The following is a 16,321-nucleotide window of genomic DNA, read 5'->3' as shown; positions in this document are numbered from 1 at the left end:
CGTCAGCCGGTTTGGGCCAGGGCGTCGCGGAACGGGCCGGCGTTCGCCAGCTTGTGCGGGTTGACCACCAGGTAGAGGCCACCGATGCGCCCGCCGGTGCAGTCGAAGCCCAGCACGCCATAGGCGGTGCCGCGCACCCGCACCGTGAACCCGGGCTGGCCGTTGACCCGCAGCGGCGTGGGGTCGATCGCGAAGCCGCTCTTGCGGCCGAGGCCCAGCAGGAAGCGGGCGATGCGGTCCGCGCCGCGGATGGGGTTGAGGGCGGAGCGCGCGACGCCGCCGCCGTCGGCCAGCAGGACCGCGTTCTCGGCCAGCAGGGCGACGATGGCGGCGTGGTCGCCGGCGGCGCTGGCGGCGCGGAACGCCTCGGCCACCCGCCGCGCCGCCGCGGCGTCGGCGGCGTAGCGGGGCGGGCCGGCCAGCGCCTCGCGGGCGCGGCGCATGATCTGCCGGCAGGCGGCGGCGCTGTGGTCGAGCGCGGCCGCCACATCCGTGTAGCTCAGCTCCATCGCCTCGCGCAGGACGTAGACGGCGCGCTGCACCGGGGTCAGACGCTCGAGCAGCAGGAGCAGCGCCATCGGCACGGTGCCGGCGGGCTCCTCCGCGGTGTCGGCCGGGGCGACCACCGGCTCCGGCAGCCAGGTTCCCACATAGGCGTCGCGGGCGGCGCGGGCCGCCCGCAAGCGGTCCAGCGCCAGCCGGGCGGTCACCGTGGTGAGGAAGCCGCCCGGCGCGGCGACGGTGGCGGGGTCGACGGCGGTCCAGCGCAGCCAGGCGTCCTGCACGACGTCGTCGGCGTCGCTCAGCGAGCCCAGCATGCGGTAGGCGAGCGCCCGCAGGCGGGGGCGCTCGGCCACGAAGAGGGCCAGCCGCGAGTCCGCCGTTCCGGTCATGCCGCCGCCGCCTCGGCGTGGCGATGGCGGGCCAGGCCGACGCGGTTCCAGGCGTTGATGGCGGCGACCGCCATCGTCACCGCGGCGGCCCCGGCCGCGTCGAAGCGCCGTGCCAACTCGGCGTGGAGCGCGTCCAGGTTGTCCGTCTCGCCGCCGGTGAGCGCCTCGGCCCAGGCCAAGGCGGCGCGGTCGGCGGCGTCGAACAGCGGCGACTCCCGCCAGCCGGCCAGCGCCTCCAGCCGCTCCGGCCGCTCGCCGCCCTTGAGCGCCCAGTCCGTGTGCAGGCCGATGCAGTACGCGCAGCCGTTGATCTGCGACACCCGCAGGTCGATCAGGTGTTTCAGGGCGTGGGGCAGCGCCGTTTTGCCGATCGCCACGGTGACGCCGATCAGGGCCTGGTAGAGCGCGGGAGCGTCGGCTTCGACGTCGATGCGCAGGCTCATGGTGTGGGTCCTTTCCCGTTGTGGTGCCCCCAGGACGGAGGCGCCGCGCCGGGTGTGACGCATGGCAGCCATGAGCCCGGCGCCGGTCAGCCGGCGTTCGCGCCGGAGTGGATGCCGGTCCCCGCGGCGCCCAGCGGCGGCGCGCCGCGCTTCAGGCCGCGGTGGTTCATGACCTCCCAGGCCTCCTCGGCGGTGTCGACCATATCGAACAGCTCGACGTCCTCCGGGCTGACCATGCCGTGACGGACCAGGGCCTCGAAGTTCACGATCTCGCTCCAGTAGGCGCGGCCGACCAGGACGATGGGCAGGCGGGTCGCCTTGTTGGTGTTCTGCAGGTTCAGGATCTCGAATCCCTCGTCGAGCGTGCCGAAGCCGCCGGGGAACACCGCCAGGCCGTTGGCCCGCATCGCCAGGTGCATCTTGCGGATGGCGAAGTAGTGGAAGCGGAAGGTCAGGTCGGGCGTGCTGTAGGGGTTGGGGCGCTCCTCGCGCGGCAGGGTGATGTTGAAGCCGACGCTGGGCGCACCGGCCTCGGCGGCGCCACGGTTGGCGGCCTCCATCAGACCCGGGCCGCCGCCGGTGGCGATCACGTTGTCGCGCTGGCCGTCGCTGTCGGGGGCGAGCGCCCCGCCGCGCTCCGACACGATGCGGCCGAAGCGCCGCGCCTCCTCGTACCACGGCACCCGCGCGGCGCGCTGCTCCGCCCGCTCCCGCTCCTCGGGCGTGCGGGCGGCGGACAACTCGGCCTCGGACTGCTCGGGCGAGGGGACGCGGGCGCTGCCGAAGGCGACGATGGTGGTGCGCACCCCCCATGCCTGCAGGCGCTCCTCCGGCTTGGCGTATTCCAGCATGAACCGCAGGCCCCGCATGGAGGGGCTGGTCAGGAACTCGCGGTCCTCGAAGGCCAGGCGGAAGGCCGCGGACGTGTGGTTCGGGGGGGTCGGGTCGGCCATGCCGGTCTCCGGTCGGGTTGCGGGGGTGACGGACGGTGTGATGGGCCGCCGGGGTGTCGCCGCGCCGCCTTCAACAGGCGGCGGCGGCGTTTGGTCGCGGGGATCGGCCGTCAGTAGGACGCGACGGCACCGTCGCTGCGCGGGTCGGTGGCCCCTTCCAGCACCCCGTCGGGGCGCCGCACGATGGCGCCCGCATGGCCCATGGTGGCGGTGAAGGCGGGCAACACCTCGACGTCGTGGCCGGCGTCGCGCAGGGCCTGGAGCAGGGCGGGGTCGAAGCGGGATTCCAGCTTCAGGCTGACGCTCGGCTCGCCCCAGGTCCGGCCCAGCAGCCAGCGCGGCGCCGTCACCGCCCGCTGCAGCGGCTGGCCGAACATCCCGTAGCGGGAGAACACCGCGGCCTGGGTCTGCGGCTGGCCCTCGCCGCCCATGGTGCCGTAGACCATGGTCCGCCCGTCGTCGAAGCGCGCCGCCGCCGGGTTCAGGGTGTGGAACGGCTTGCGGCGCGGGCACAGGCGGTTCACCGCCCCCGCCTCTAGGGCGAAGCTGGAGCCGCGGTTCTGCCAGACGATGCCGGTCTCGGGCAGGACGACGCCCGAGCCGTACTCGAAGAAGATGCTCTGGATCATGCTGACCGAGCGGCCCTGGCCGTCGACCACCCCGAGCCACACCGTGTCGCCGCCGCTGGGCGGCGCCGGCCATGGCAGGGCACGGGTCGGCGCGATGCGGGCCGCCAGCCGGGCCAGCGACTCCTCGGTCAGCGCGGCGCGCGGGTCCTCGGTGCAGAACGCCGGGTCGATGGCCACGCGGTCGCGCACCAGGAAGGCCTGCTTGGTCGCCTCCACCATGCCGTGGAGATGGGCGAAGCCCTCGGCCTCGGTCACCCCGAGCCGGTCGAACAGCGCGAGGATGAGCAGCGAGGCGATGCCCTGGGTCGGCGGCGGGAAGTTGAAGAGGCGGGCCCCGCGCACCGCCACCGACAGCGGCTCGCGGATCTGCGCCGCGTGGGCGGCGAGGTCGGCGGCGGTCACCGGGGAGCCGGCCCGGGCGAGGTCGGCGGCGACCGACCGCCCGGTCGCGCCGGTGTAGAAGTCGTCGAGCCCGCGCTCCGCCAGCCGGCGCAAGGTGGCGCCCAGCGCCGGCAGGCGCATCGTGGCACCCGCCTCCGGTGCCCGGCCGTCCACCAGGAACTGGTCGGCGAAGCCGCTGACACCGGCCAGCTCCGCCAGCTTGGCAGCGGTCAGCTCGGCCTGGCTCTCGGTGACGGCGAAGCCGCCCTCGGCGTGCTGGATGGCGTCGTCGAGGACGCGGCCCAGCGGCAGCGCCGGGCCCCAGGCGGCGGCGACCTCCAGGGCGGCGCGCCAGCCGGAGACGGTGCCGGCCACGGTCATGGCGGCCAGCGGCCCGCGCGTCGGCAGGGAGGTCTGGCCGGGGTAGAGCGAGGGGTCCACCGCGGCGCCGGTGGCGCCGCAGGCGTCGACCGCCACCGGATCCCGGCCGGGCTCGGCGATCAGCCAGAACCCGTCGCCGCCGATCGAGGTCATGTGGGGGTAGACCACCGCCAGGGTCGCCGCCACGGCCACCGCGGCCTCCACCGCGTTGCCGCCGTCGCGCAGCACCCGCAGGCCGGCCTCGCTCGCCAGGTGGTGGGGCGAGGTGACCATTCCGCGCAGGGCGCGTGGCGTCTGGAGCATGTCTCGGGACCTCGGGGTGTGGACGCGAAGGGGTGGGCGGCGCTGGGCCGTTAAGGTTACGATAGGCTGGCCCGGGCGGGGACCGCAACCGCGAAGGCGAGCCGCCGTGCCGGCGCACCAACGGCGCTCCGGCGGCCGGACCGGCATGCGCCGGCTGCGCAACATTCCGTCGATTTCGGGGTGCTGAAGAAAATCATTGACCTTTGGTGCGCAGCAGCATTGCTATCGGGGCGCGGAAAAGGGGTGGCGGAGCCGTGGCCGGCCGGATCGCCCCGCAGAAAGCAAAAAGAAGGGACGACGCAGACATGAACGACTGGATCCAGATCGGCGGCCTCCAGGTCGCGGCCGAGCTGAAGCGCTTCGTCGAGGACGAGGCGCTGCCCGGCACCGGCGTTTCGGCGGACCGCCTGTGGGCTGAACTCGACGCCATCCTCCACGACCTGGCGCCCCGCAACCGCGCCCTGCTGGACCGGCGCGACGACCTGCAGGCGCGCATCGACGTGTGGCACCGGGAGCGCCGCGGCCGCGACCTCGACCGCGCCGCCTACAAGGGGTTCCTGCAGGAGATCGGCTATCTCCAGCCCGAAGGCGCGCCCTTCCAGGTGGGCACCGCCAACGTGGACCCGGAAATCTCCACCGTCGCCGGGCCGCAGCTCGTGGTGCCGGTGATGAACGCGCGCTACGCCCTGAACGCCGCCAACGCACGCTGGGGCAGCCTCTACGACGCGCTCTACGGCACCGACGCGATCCCCGCTTCGGCCGAGCCGGTGACCGGCGGCTACGACCCGGCGCGCGGCGCCAAGGTCATCGCCTTCGCCCGCCAGTTCCTCGACGAGACGGCGCCGCTGGCCGGGGCCTCCCACGCCGACGCCACGGGCTACGCGGTGGCCGGCGGCGCGCTCGCGGTGACGCTGGCCGATGGCCGCACCGTCGGGCTGACGAATCCGGCGCAATTCGCCGGCCACCAGGGCGACGCGTCGGCGCCGTCGGTGGTGCTGCTGGCCAACCACGGCCTGCACGTGGAGATCGTCGTCGACCGCGGCCATCCCATCGGCAAGGACGACCCCGCCGGCGTTGCCGACCTGGTGATGGAGGCGGCGCTGACCACCATCATGGACTGCGAGGATTCGGTGGCCGCGGTCGACGCCGCCGACAAGGTGCTGGCCTACCGCAACTGGCTGGGGCTGATGACGGGCACCCTGACCGCCAGCCTGGAGAAGGGCGGGCGCACGGTGGAGCGCCGCCTCAACCCCGACCGCACCTACACCGCCCCCGACGGCGGCACGCTCTCCCTGCACGGCCGCAGCCTGATGCTGGTGCGCAACGTCGGCCATCTGATGACCGTGGACGCGGTGACGCTGACGGACGGCAGCGCGGCGCCGGAGGGCATCCTCGACGCGGTCTTCACGTCGCTGATCGCCATGCACGACCTCAAGGCCACGGGGGGCCTGCGCAACAGCCGGGCGGGGTCGGTCTACATCGTCAAGCCGAAGATGCACGGGCCGGAGGAATCGGCCTTCACCGACGCGCTGTTCGCCCGCGTCGAGGACGCCCTGGGCCTGGCCCGCAACACCCTGAAGATCGGCATCATGGACGAGGAGCGCCGCACCACGGTGAACCTCATGGAGTGCATCCGCGCCGCCAAGGACCGGGTGGTGTTCATCAACACCGGATTCCTCGACCGCACCGGCGACGAGATCCACACGGCCATGGAGGCCGGGCCGATGATCCGCAAGGGCGACATGAAGGCCTCGGCCTGGATCAAGGCCTACGAGGACTGGAACGTCGACGTCGGCCTGGCCTGCGGCCTCAAGGGCCGGGCCCAGATCGGCAAGGGCATGTGGGCCATGCCCGACCGCATGGCGGAGATGCTGGCGACCAAGATCGGCCACCCCATGGCCGGCGCCAACACCGCCTGGGTGCCCTCCCCCACCGCCGCGACCCTGCACGCCCTGCACTACCACAAGGTCGACGTGGCGGCCCGCCAGGAGGAGCTGAAGGACCGGCCGCGGGCCAGCCTCGACGCCATCCTGACGATCCCGCTGGCCGACCGCCCGAACTGGTCGGCCGAGGAGATCCAGCAGGAGCTGGACAACAACGCCCAGGGCATCCTCGGCTACGTGGTGCGCTGGATCGACCAGGGGGTCGGCTGCTCCAAGGTGCCCGACATCAACAACGTCGGTTTGATGGAGGACCGCGCCACCCTGCGCATCTCCAGCCAGCACATCGCCAACTGGCTGCTGCACGGGGTGTGCAGCGAGGCGCAGGTGATGGAGACCATGAAACGCATGGCCGCGGTGGTCGACCGCCAGAACGCCGGTGACCCGGCCTACCGGCCGATGGCCCCGGGCTTCGACGACAGCGTCGCCTTCCAGGCCGCCTGCGACCTGGTGTTCAAGGGCCGCGAGCAGCCCAACGGCTACACCGAGCCGGTGCTGCACCGCCGCCGCATCGAGCGCAAGGCCCGCGACGCGGCGTGACGCGGTGATCCCCGCGGGCTCCGTCCCACCGGGCGGAGCCCGCCCCCGGCGCCCCCGGACGCGACGGCGAACGAAACCTGTTCGCGCCCAGGTTATCCCCGTATACTCGCCCCGGATGATCTGCGCGTGATCAGGGGGCGCCGCCGGCCGGGGGGCCCGCCGACGCGAACGGGGGACGGGGTGAGCGACATCGCCGAAAGGGACGCGGTGGCTCCCGGCGCGGCGCGTCAGGACGCGCGGCTCGAGACGCGTCAGGACGCGCGGTCCGAGGCGCGCCAGGACGCGCGGTCCGAGGCGCGCCAGGACGCGCGGCCCGCCGCGCGCCGGCCGCCGCTGACCATCGCGCGCTCCGCCATGCTGCTCGCCGCGGCGCTGGTGGTCTGCCTCGCCGTCATGTCGGTGGTCGGGCTGGAGCTGGCACGCGGCATGGGGGCGGTGGCTGAGGGCTGGCGCGACTACGACCTGCAGGCCGCCACCAAGTCGGACGCCCTGTCGGACCTGCGCGGCCATCTCGGCCTGGGCGGCGTCATCGACCGCTACCAGGAGCAGCGGGCGTCGGGCGATGGCGTCCACCGCGCGGCGCTGGACCGCGCGCTGATGCTGGCCCGGGCCAACCTCGCCATCTACCGCGACATCATCCCGCCCAGCGACGACGAGGCGCGCGCCATCGCCGCCATCGCCGCCTTCCTCGACGCCGTGCAGATGCAGGTGGAGGACCCGGCCGCGGCGATTTCCGATGAGGCGTTCGACGCCTGCCGGCGCGACGCGGTGGCCGGCCTGGCGGCGCTGAACACCCAGCTCACCATGCGGCGCGCCCGGCTGACCGCCGCCACCCTCACCGACATCGAGACCCTGCGCCGCCTGATGGCGGTCGGCGGCGCCGCCATCGGCGTCCTGGTCCTGGGCCTGGCCGGTGCCGCGGTGTGGTTCACCCGCGCCCGCATCGTCGGCCCGCTGGGACGGCTGGTGGCCGACGCCCAGCGCCTGGCCCGGCGCGACCTCGACCGGCCCTTCCGCTGGCGCGGCGGCGACGAGCTGGGCCTGCTCGGCCGCACCCTGGAGGACAGCCGCGCCGCGCTGCGCACCCTGTTCACCGCCATCGAGGAGAAGACGCAACGGCTGGGCGACAGCGAGCGGCGCTACGCCATGGCCGCGGCGGCGGCCAACGACGGGCTGTGGGACTGGGACCGCGCCGGCGGCGGGCTCTACCTGTCGCCCCGGCTGCGCCAGATGCTGGACCTTCCGGACGGCGGCGAGGAGGGCGCCGGGGCGCCGGCGCCGGCGCTGACCACGCTGCTGTCACGGGTCCACGCGGCCGACCGCGCCACCCTGGCCTCGGCCATCCGGGGCGGCGCCCGGGGCGCCGACGGCACGGCGTTCGAGGCGGAGTTCCGCGTCGCCGCCGACTGCCCGGAGGGTGGCCCGGAGGCAGGGGCCGACGGCGGCCTCGACGGGGGGGGCGTCGGCGACGGCGGCACCGCGTGGCTGCACCTGCGGGGCATCGTCGCCCGCGCGCCCGACGGGCGGGTCACCCGGCTGGCCGGCTCGGTCGCCGACGTCAGCGACCGCAAATCCTACGAGGCGCGCCTGGTCCACCAGGCCACCCACGATTTTCTCACCGGACTGCCCAACCGCGCCTTCCTGGTGGACTGGCTGCACGACCGCCCGACCGGTCGGGCCCCGGGCCGGACCGCCCGCCGCCCGACCGCCGCCGCCACGGACGGTCTGGCCCTGCTGTTCATCGACCTCGACGGCTTCAAGGTCATCAACGACAGCCTCGGCCATGCCGTGGGCGACCAGTTGCTGGTGGCGACGGCCCGGCGGATCGCCGGGCTGCTGGACGAGGGCGAGCTCGTGGCGCGCCTGGGCGGCGACGAGTTCGTGGTGGTGGTGCCGGCCGGCCAGGACGCGGCGGTGGCCCGCGCCGGCGCCGTGGAGCGGGCGTTCCAGAAGCCGCTCAAGGCCGGCGGGATGGACCTGCGGGTCGGGCTCAGCATCGGCCTGGCGGTCGACGACGGCACCGCCGGCGATCCCGACCGGCTGCTGCGCGACGCCGACATCGCCCTCTACCGTGCCAAGGAGAAGGGCAAGGGGCGCACCGTCCTGTTCGACGCCTCGCTGCGCGAGGCGATCCTCATCCGCAGCCGCCTCGAGCGCGACCTGGCCCCCTCCATCGCCGCCGGCGACGTGTTCCTGGTGTACCAGCCCATCGTCGCCCTGAGCGACGGCCGGGTCGCCGGCTTCGAGGCCCTGGTGCGCTGGCGCCACCCCGAGCTGGGGCTGGTCAGCCCCGGCCAGTTCATCCCCATCGCCGAGGAGACCGGCCAGATCCTGCCGCTGGGCCGCCATGTCCTGGAGCAGGCGGTGGCCCAGCTCGCCCGCTGGCGCGCGCTGCCGGACGCCGCCGGCGTCACCGTCAACGTCAACCTCTCGGCCCGGCAGATGTGGGACGAGCGCCACGTCGACGAACTGCTGGCCTTCCTCTCCGCCAGCGATCCGGCCGGGCTGAAGATCGAGGTGACGGAGAGCATGACGGTGGGCGACCACGACCAGGCGCGGCTCATCCTGGAGCGCTTCCGCGCGCTCGGCCTGCCCCTGTGCATGGACGATTTCGGCACCGGCTACTCGTCGCTCTCGCACCTCAGCCGGCTGCCCTTCGACGTGCTAAAGATCGACCGCAGCTTCGTCAGCGCGCTGGGCGCCGACCCGCGGCAGGAGGCGCTGCTGCGCGGCGTCGTCGACCTGGCCCACCGCATCGGCCTGGAGGTGGTGGCCGAGGGGGTGGAGACGGAGGCGGAGCGTGCCATCGTCACCGCCATCGGCTGCGATTACGGCCAGGGCTATCTGTTCGCCCGGCCCCTGCCCGCCGCCGACGCCGAGGCGCTGCTGCGGGCGGCGTGAGGCGGCGGCGCCCGTTCAGGCCACCGCCGAGTCAGGCCGCCGCCGCCTCGGTCCGGGGCACCCGGGCGGCCGCCTCGCGCAGCAGCTCCGGCCCGGCGCCCGGCCGGTGGGCGTTCTCGCTGAGATGGCGGCGCCAGGCGCGGGCGCCGGGCAGGCCCTGGAACAGGCCCAGCATGTGCCGGGTGATGCAGGCCAGCGGCACGCCGCGGCCGCGCTGCGCCTCCACGTAGGGCAGCATGGCCTCCACCACCGCGTGGCGCTCCGGCCCGGGGCCGCCGGCGAAGACGCGGCGGTCGGCGTCGGCCAGGAGGTACGGCGTCTCGTAGGCGGCGCGGCCGATCATCACGCCGTCCACCGCCTCGAGCTGCCCGGCCGCCTCGTCGAGGGTGCGGATGCCGCCGTTGATGGCGATGTTGAGGTGCGGGTGCTCGCGCTTGAGCCGGTGCACGAGGTCGTAGCGCAACGGCGGCACGTCCCGGTTCTCCTTCGGGCTCAGGCCCTTCAGCCAGGCCTTGCGGGCGTGCACCACGAAGTGGCCGCAGCCGGCGCCGGCCACGGTCCGCACGAAGCCGTCCAGGGTCGGCCACTCGTCCATCGCGTCGATGGCGATGCGCGACTTGACGGTGACCGGGATCGCCACGGCGTCCAGCATGGCGCCGACGCAGCGCGCGACCAGGTCGGGGTCCGCCATCAGGCAGGCGCCGAAGCGGCCGGACTGCACGCGGTCGCTGGGGCAGCCGACGTTGAGGTTGACCGCGTCGTAGCCCCAGTCCTCGGCGACCCGGGCGGCGGCGGCCAGCTCCGCCGGGTCCGACCCGCCGAGCTGCAGCACCACCGGGTGCTCGGCCGGGCCGAATCCCAGCAGCCGTTCGCGGTCGCCGTGCAGCACGGCGCCGGCGGTCACCATCTCGGTGTAGAGCAGCGTGCCCCGGCTGAGCTGGCGGTGGAAGTGCCGGCAGTGCCGGTCCGTCCACTCCATCATCGGCGCCACGGAGAGGCGAGGCCATTGATAGGTCATGTTCGTCCCTGCGGTGTCCGGTGGTTGGATGGCGCGGTGTGCCTGCGAACGTGCGGTGTGATACGACGTTTCTCGTCCTGTTTCGATGGCTGAGTGCACGGGGAGTGCGCACGAAAATGGCCACCTTCACGAAGCTTCCTTCCGCGTTCTGGCGTGTCCAGATCCGACGCAAAGGGCGCTACGTGAGCGATACCTACCGCGGCGAAGCTCCCACGGGATCGCGCATCGTGCGTCTGAAAACGTTCGGCGAACGGATTGATCTTCACATCAAGGACACGTGCGCGGTCGGCAAGACACCCCTTCGCTCCAAAACGGCGACGCTTGACATGCTGAAGAAACAACTCGGCAATTGTACCATAGCCTCTCTCGACCGCGAGCGACTGATCGGGTTCGCACGCGATCGGGCGGTGCAAGGAGCCGGCCATGTAACGGTTGGCATCGACATCGACATGGTCAAGCTCGTCCTGGCCCCTGCTGCGGCTGTTCAAGGATTACCTGTCAGAGTGGAACCGGTCGATCTCGCCTGCATCGCGCTGAAGCGACTTGGTCTTGTCGGCAAGGGTGAAGCAATCCAAAAGAAAAATGGGGCAACGTGGACCCGTCCTGCCCAAAGTCGCCATCGGCGGATACCACCACGGTAAAAATTCAGCGAGCCGTGACTTTTCGGCCCGAATGATCATATATTTCTTGGCGCGCTCCGACAAAAAGCTGATAGCCGCCGGCTCGACGGACTTTACGCGGATTGCAAATCTAACTATCGTATTTATCCCTTCGGACAGCATCGTGATTGCGTGCCCGCGCGCCTCCGGGCGCGAGTGGGATTGAGCAACGACTTTGGGCAACGCGTTCGCCGCCGCTGACGCGCGCTCGGCGATTGAACCGCATCGCCGGGGTACTGACGTTACGCCCATCGCTCGCATGTCGCTGCCGGCGAGCCATTGTATCGTGCAGGCGGTTTTCCGGAATGCAGCCCGCACGAAGGGGTGGTTCGCCGGGTTTGGCCAGGCTGCGCGCGTTTTGAAAGGACTGGTCATGATCCATCCCTCGGCCGGTGGCGCCTCCGAGACCGCTTCTTGTTTGTCCTCTGCCACAGCGCCGCGGGACGGGAGTTCCGCCGAGCCGCCCGTTGCGGTGATCGGAATTGGAGCGTCGGCCGGCGGATTGAAGGCGATCACCGCCTTTCTGGCCGCTTTGCCCCATGCGAGCGGACTGGCCATCGTCATCATCCAGCACCGTACGCCGAACAATGAGGGTTTGATGGTCGAACTGCTGGCAAGAGCGGCGACGGTACCCGTCCTCACCGCCACGAACGGCGGCGTGATCGCGGCAAACCACGCCTATGTCGTTCCGGCGGGAAGCACGCCCGGTGTCACGGACGGGCATTTTACCATCGTCGATCCCGACGTCGGCGGCACGGCGCTACCCATCGACATATTTTTCCGCTCGCTCGCCGCGGACCGGCAGCAGGGGGCCATCTGCATCGTATTGTCCGGTTCCGGTGCCGACGGAACGATCGGACTGAAAGCGGTCAAGGAAAGCGGGGGACTGGTGGTCGTCCAGGATCCGACCACCGCGGCGTATGACGGCATGCCACGCAGTGCCATCGCAACCGGCCTTGTCGACTATGTCCTGGCCCCCGAGCAGATGCCGGCCGCAATCATCCGGTTCGTACACCAACCGTATGTGCACAACGCGGCGGCGGAGGACAACCCGCTTGCCGACGACGAGGACCTGGAACGCATCCTGACGCTGATGCAGGCGCGCACGCGTCATGACTATCGCGCCTACAAGACGCGGGCGCTGACGCGTCGCGTCGAGCGCCGGATGGGCGTTCACCAGATCGCCGACCTGCGTGCCTACCTCGAATTCCTGGGAACCCACCCCGGCGAGGTGGAGCAACTGGCCCGGGACATCCTGATCAGCGTGACACGCTTCTTTCGCGACCCCGAAGCGTTCGGGGCGTTGGCCGAGCGGGCCATCGCGCCGATGGTTCGGGACCGCCCGGCCGAACGGCCGATCCGCGTCTGGGTGGCCGGCTGTGCAACGGGCGAGGAGGTCTATTCCATCGCCATGCTGCTGAGGGAGGCCTGCGAACAATCGGGCAAGACTCTCGAGATCAAAGTGTTCGGCACGGATCTCGACGCTCATGCGTTGGATGTCGCCCGCACCGGCATCTATCCGGACACCATCGCCGTCGACGTGTCGCCCGTGCGTCTAGCCCGGTTCTTCGCCAAGGTCGACTCCGGCTACAAGGTGACGCGGCAATTAAGGGAATCGGTGTCCTTCGCCGTCCAGAACGTGATCAGCGACCCGCCATTCTCGAACCTGGACCTGATCAGCTGCCGGAACATGCTGATCTATATCGAACCGACGTTTCAGCGATCGATCCTCGACCTTTTCCATTTCGGTCTCGGCGATGCCGGCTGCCTGCTGTTGGGCTCCGCCGAGACCATCGGCTCGCAGACGGATCTGTTCGAACCGCTGTCCAAGAAGTGGCGCCTCTATCGCAAGCTCGGAACGGGAAGACGGAAAGGCGTCGCGCTGCCCGCATCCGGGCCCGGCCCACACGGTGCGTCACCGGTGCCGCCGGTCTACAGCCGCATCGGCCCGGCCGAGATCACCCGGCAAGCGCTTCTTTTCGCCTACGCCCCAGCGGCGGTGCTGATCGATCATCGGCTCCGTATCCTGTATCTGCATGGCCCCACCGGCGACTTCCTGGACTTGCCCACGGGGGAGCTTCCGCAGGAGCTGCTGGCGATGATGCGCGGCGACCTCCGCCTGAAGGTCCGCGGCGCGGTGGAGCAGGCCATAGCCTCGGATCAGCCCGTCACCGTCGGAGCGGTCCGTCTTTCCCGTCCCGGCGGCAGGGCGACGGTTTCAATATCGATCATGCCGGTGCGCACGCCGAGGTCGGCGGGCGAACTCCTTCTGGTGACGTTCATCACCGAGGCCGCGCAGGCGCAAGCCCGGCTCCCGGAGACCGGCGCGGAATCCACCGGGATCGCTGATAAAACCGATACGGCCGTCCTTGAGCAACTGGAGAACGAGCTTCGCATCACCCGCGAGGACCTGAACGCAACGATCCAGGAATTGGAAGGATCCAACGAAGCCCTTCGCGCCGCCAACGAGGAAATTTTGTCGGTCAACGAAGAACTTCAGTCATCAAACGAAGAACTAGAGACTTCGAAGGAGGAATTGCAGTCCCTAAACGAGGAGCTTGGAACCGTAAATGCGCAGCTTCATGAAAAAGTCGACGAACTGGAATCGGCGACCGACGATCTGACAAACCTGTTGTCGAGCACGGACATTTCGACCTTGTTTCTGTCGCCGGACCTGCACATCAAGGGATTCACGCCGGCGGCGACCCGTCTCTTTTCCCTTATTCCAACGGACATCGGTCGCCCCCTCGCCGACATTTCACGAAAGTTCACCGACCCCGATCTGGTCGCCGACATCCGGCAGGTCAATGCCAATCTGGCGCCGCTGGAGCGGGAGGTCCAAACGGACCAGGGTTTGACCTTGCTGCGCCGCGTCCAACCCTACCGGACCCAGGATCAGCGAATCGAAGGCACGGTGATCACGTTCAACGATGTCACCGCACTCAAAAGGACAGCGGCGATTCTCGCCGCCAGGGCGCGCCAGCAAAGGCTGGTGGCCGATCTCGGCCGCAAGGCCCTTGCGGCCGAGGCTCCCGGCATCCTGTTTGAAACAGCCTGCCGCCTGACCGGGGAGATGCTGGATGCGGAGAGCGTCGGCATCTTTGTTCCCTCATTTTCCGGTGGAGGACTGGTGCTGCTGGACGGCTTCGGCTGCCACCACGCCGAGGACAGGAACACCGTTGCGGCGGTCGATCCTTCGACGCTCGTTGGTCGCGTTTTTCGTTCGCGGCAGCCGGTGCTCGTCGCCGACTTCGCCGCAGAAGGGCTGCGGCCGGGCGGCCCGCCGATCGCACCGCCGGGGACGGTGAGCGGCATCGCTGTCGCTTTCGGCGACACGGCCAAGCCGCCGTCGATCCTCGCGCTGTTCAGTTGCCGGTCACGCTCTTTCGACCGCGATGATCTTGAGTTCGTTCAGGCCGTCGGCAACGTTCTCGGCCTTGCCAGGGAACGGGCCGCCACCCTGGAGGCCATGGAGACCGCCCGCAACTTCGCCGAGGCGATCGTCGACACCGTGAGAGAACCGCTGCTGGTCCTGGACCAGACCATGCACGTGGTCGGTGCGAGCCGGGCCTATCACCGGATGTTCGGCAGTACGTCGGAGGAAACCCTCGGAAAGCCGCTGTGGGTGCTGGCCGAAGGGATCTTCCGGCATGGCGGGGTCCTGGACATGGTCAGGACGGTTGTCGATACCGGCACCCCGATGGAGGAATGGGAAATCCTCTTCGGCGAGGACAGCCTCGGCCCGCGCACCCTCCGGCTGAACGCCCGGCGGTTGAACCACTCCGACCAGCAGGTGCTCCTCGGCATTGAGGACGTCACAGTCGAAAAACGGGCAAGCGAAACCTTGGCCATAGCAAAGGTCGCAGCCGAGCAGGCGAGTGCTGGCAAGACGCGGTTCCTCGCCGCAGCCAGCCACGACCTTCGCCAGCCGGTCCAGGCGGCAATTCTGTTCCACCATCTCCTGAGCGAGGAGGACCCTGGAGGAAAGGTGGCGCCGCTCCTGCAAAGCATGGGGAGCACCCTGGAATCGCTGCGTTCCATGCTGGACGAAATCCTCCATGTGTCCCGTCTCGACGCCGGTGTGGTCGAGGTGAAACCGCAGGCGTTCGCGCTGCAACCGATGCTCGACCACCTGGCGAACGATTTCACCCCCATCGCCCGGTCAGTGGGCGTCGACCTGCGATCGGCGCGAACCGCTCTCGCGGTCCAAAGCGACCCGGCGCTGCTGAGCCGCATTCTGCAAAATTTCGTCGCCAATGCGATCAAGTACACCGACCATGGCCGCGTCCTGATCGGATGCCGCCGACGCGGCGACACGGTCCACATTCAGGTCTGGGACACCGGACGCGGCATACCCGCAAGCCAGATCTCGGCGATCTTCGAAGAGTTCCATCAGGTCGACAACCCCGGTCGGGACCGCAGCCGCGGACTGGGGCTCGGGCTGGCCATCGTGGAACGCCTGGCCAAATTGCTCGGGCACTCCATCGCCGTCCGGTCGGCCGTTGGCAAGGGGTCCGTGTTCGAGATCGTCGTCCCCGCCAGCGCCAATGCCGAGGCGCCGGAGCCGTCCTCCGCCGAACCACAGGCGGATGGTACCGGCCACCACGTCCTGGTGATCGAGGACGACCCCATTCTCCTCAACGCCATCCAGCTGTTCATTGCCGGGCGGGGCTTTACGGTGTCCGCGGCGGCGGATTTCGCCTCGGCCGTCGCTCAGGTCTCCAATCAGCGGGTTCCGGACCTCATCGTCGCTGACTACAGGCTTCAGGGGGACGATACCGGAGCCGCGGTTATCAGGCGTCTGTCCGCCTCGCTGGGAACCGCGCTGCCTGGAATCATCCTGACCGGCGACACCTCGCCGGAGCGCATCCGCGAGGTCCGGACCAGCGGCTTCACTCTGCTGCACAAGCCGGTCGCGCCCGATGAACTTCTTGCGGCCATCGCCTCCGTGCTGGGGCATGGACGCGACGGATGAGCCGTCCCTGCGCCGTTGCCGGTGCCGCTGCCCGTAGTGAAGCAAAGGACTGGAGAGTGGAACGCGACATGCACCCGTCCGCACAGCACGCAATCCCGGCCGCGTGCCGGCAGCCCAGCCTGTGGCGCAGTTCATGGCAGGTCACCGACTCGTTTGCGCCGTTCCTTGCGCTGTGCGGTGCCATGTACGCCAGCCTAGAGCATTTTCTTCTCAATCGCAGTCATATCCGGCGGCGGCGAAGAAGTTGACGCACTCCGCCGACGTGATTGCGTCGATGCCCTGTCGAATGGCCTCCCAGAGAGCGT

The 16,321-nt window shown here is 70.5% G+C and carries 9 protein-coding genes; 4 read left to right on the top strand and 5 right to left on the bottom strand.

Features of this window, described 5'->3' with window-relative positions:
• Positions 1 to 2: 2 nt before the first annotated feature.
• The 4 genes from sigJ to AC6H2I_RS26860 all read right to left on the bottom strand — a co-directional run bounded on the left by sigJ (position 3) and on the right by AC6H2I_RS26860 (position 3,983).
• Complete coding sequence (gene sigJ / locus AC6H2I_RS26875) at positions 3 to 893, bottom strand: RNA polymerase sigma factor SigJ (RefSeq protein WP_497503850.1); 891 nt, start codon at positions 891 to 893, stop codon at positions 3 to 5.
• Positions 890 to 1,336: a carboxymuconolactone decarboxylase family protein gene (locus AC6H2I_RS26870; RefSeq protein ID WP_497503849.1), complete on the bottom strand. Its 447-nt coding sequence runs from the start codon at positions 1,334 to 1,336 to the stop codon at positions 890 to 892. Before AC6H2I_RS26870 ends, sigJ begins: the two co-directional genes overlap by 4 nt.
• 86 nt (positions 1,337 to 1,422) lie before the next feature.
• Positions 1,423 to 2,289 carry an LOG family protein gene (locus AC6H2I_RS26865; protein WP_497503848.1) on the bottom strand — a complete coding sequence of 289 codons (867 nt, stop codon included), beginning with the start codon at positions 2,287 to 2,289 and terminating at the stop codon, positions 1,423 to 1,425.
• Positions 2,290 to 2,399: 110 nt separating this feature from the next.
• On the bottom strand, positions 2,400 to 3,983 hold the full coding sequence (locus tag AC6H2I_RS26860; RefSeq protein ID WP_497503847.1) for a gamma-glutamyltransferase family protein: 1,584 nt from the start codon (positions 3,981 to 3,983) through the stop codon (positions 2,400 to 2,402).
• A 305-nt stretch (positions 3,984 to 4,288) separates the two neighbouring features.
• Here AC6H2I_RS26860 and AC6H2I_RS26855 point away from each other — a divergent pair, with 305 nt between their 5' ends.
• Complete coding sequence (locus AC6H2I_RS26855) at positions 4,289 to 6,463, top strand: malate synthase G (RefSeq protein ID WP_497503846.1); 2,175 nt, start codon at positions 4,289 to 4,291, stop codon at positions 6,461 to 6,463.
• A 180-nt stretch (positions 6,464 to 6,643) separates the two neighbouring features.
• On the top strand, positions 6,644 to 9,364 hold the full coding sequence (locus tag AC6H2I_RS26850) for an EAL domain-containing protein (protein WP_497503845.1): 2,721 nt from the start codon (positions 6,644 to 6,646) through the stop codon (positions 9,362 to 9,364).
• Positions 9,365 to 9,395: 31 nt separating this feature from the next.
• Here the strand turns inward: AC6H2I_RS26850 and dusA are convergent, their stop codons facing one another.
• Complete coding sequence (gene dusA, locus AC6H2I_RS26845) at positions 9,396 to 10,382, bottom strand: tRNA dihydrouridine(20/20a) synthase DusA (RefSeq protein WP_497503844.1); 987 nt, start codon at positions 10,380 to 10,382, stop codon at positions 9,396 to 9,398.
• 116 nt (positions 10,383 to 10,498) lie between these two features.
• Here dusA and AC6H2I_RS26840 point away from each other — a divergent pair, with 116 nt between their 5' ends.
• Entirely contained in the window at positions 10,499 to 11,023 is a 525-nt protein-coding gene (locus AC6H2I_RS26840) for a hypothetical protein (RefSeq protein ID WP_497503843.1), read from the top strand.
• Positions 11,024 to 11,216: 193 nt separating this feature from the next.
• On the top strand, positions 11,217 to 16,016 hold the full coding sequence (locus AC6H2I_RS26835; RefSeq protein ID WP_497503842.1) for a chemotaxis protein CheB: 4,800 nt from the start codon (positions 11,217 to 11,219) through the stop codon (positions 16,014 to 16,016).
• Positions 16,017 to 16,321: the final 305 nt, after the last annotated feature.

It is taken from the genome of Azospirillum sp. NS33 (assembly GCF_059703765.1).
This window is presented reverse-complemented; position numbering and strand designations above follow the sequence as displayed.

Coding starts and splice junctions, on each gene's coding strand:
- sigJ (WP_497503850.1), bottom strand. CDS start 893: ATGACCGGAACGGCGGACTCGCGGCTGGCCCTCTTCGTGGCCGAGCGC.
- AC6H2I_RS26870 (WP_497503849.1), bottom strand. CDS start 1,336: ATGAGCCTGCGCATCGACGTCGAAGCCGACGCTCCCGCGCTCTACCAG.
- AC6H2I_RS26865 (WP_497503848.1), bottom strand. CDS start 2,289: ATGGCCGACCCGACCCCCCCGAACCACACGTCCGCGGCCTTCCGCCTG.
- AC6H2I_RS26860 (WP_497503847.1), bottom strand. CDS start 3,983: ATGCTCCAGACGCCACGCGCCCTGCGCGGAATGGTCACCTCGCCCCAC.
- AC6H2I_RS26855 (WP_497503846.1), top strand. CDS start 4,289: ATGAACGACTGGATCCAGATCGGCGGCCTCCAGGTCGCGGCCGAGCTG.
- dusA (WP_497503844.1), bottom strand. CDS start 10,382: ATGACCTATCAATGGCCTCGCCTCTCCGTGGCGCCGATGATGGAGTGG.
- AC6H2I_RS26840 (WP_497503843.1), top strand. CDS start 10,499: ATGGCCACCTTCACGAAGCTTCCTTCCGCGTTCTGGCGTGTCCAGATC.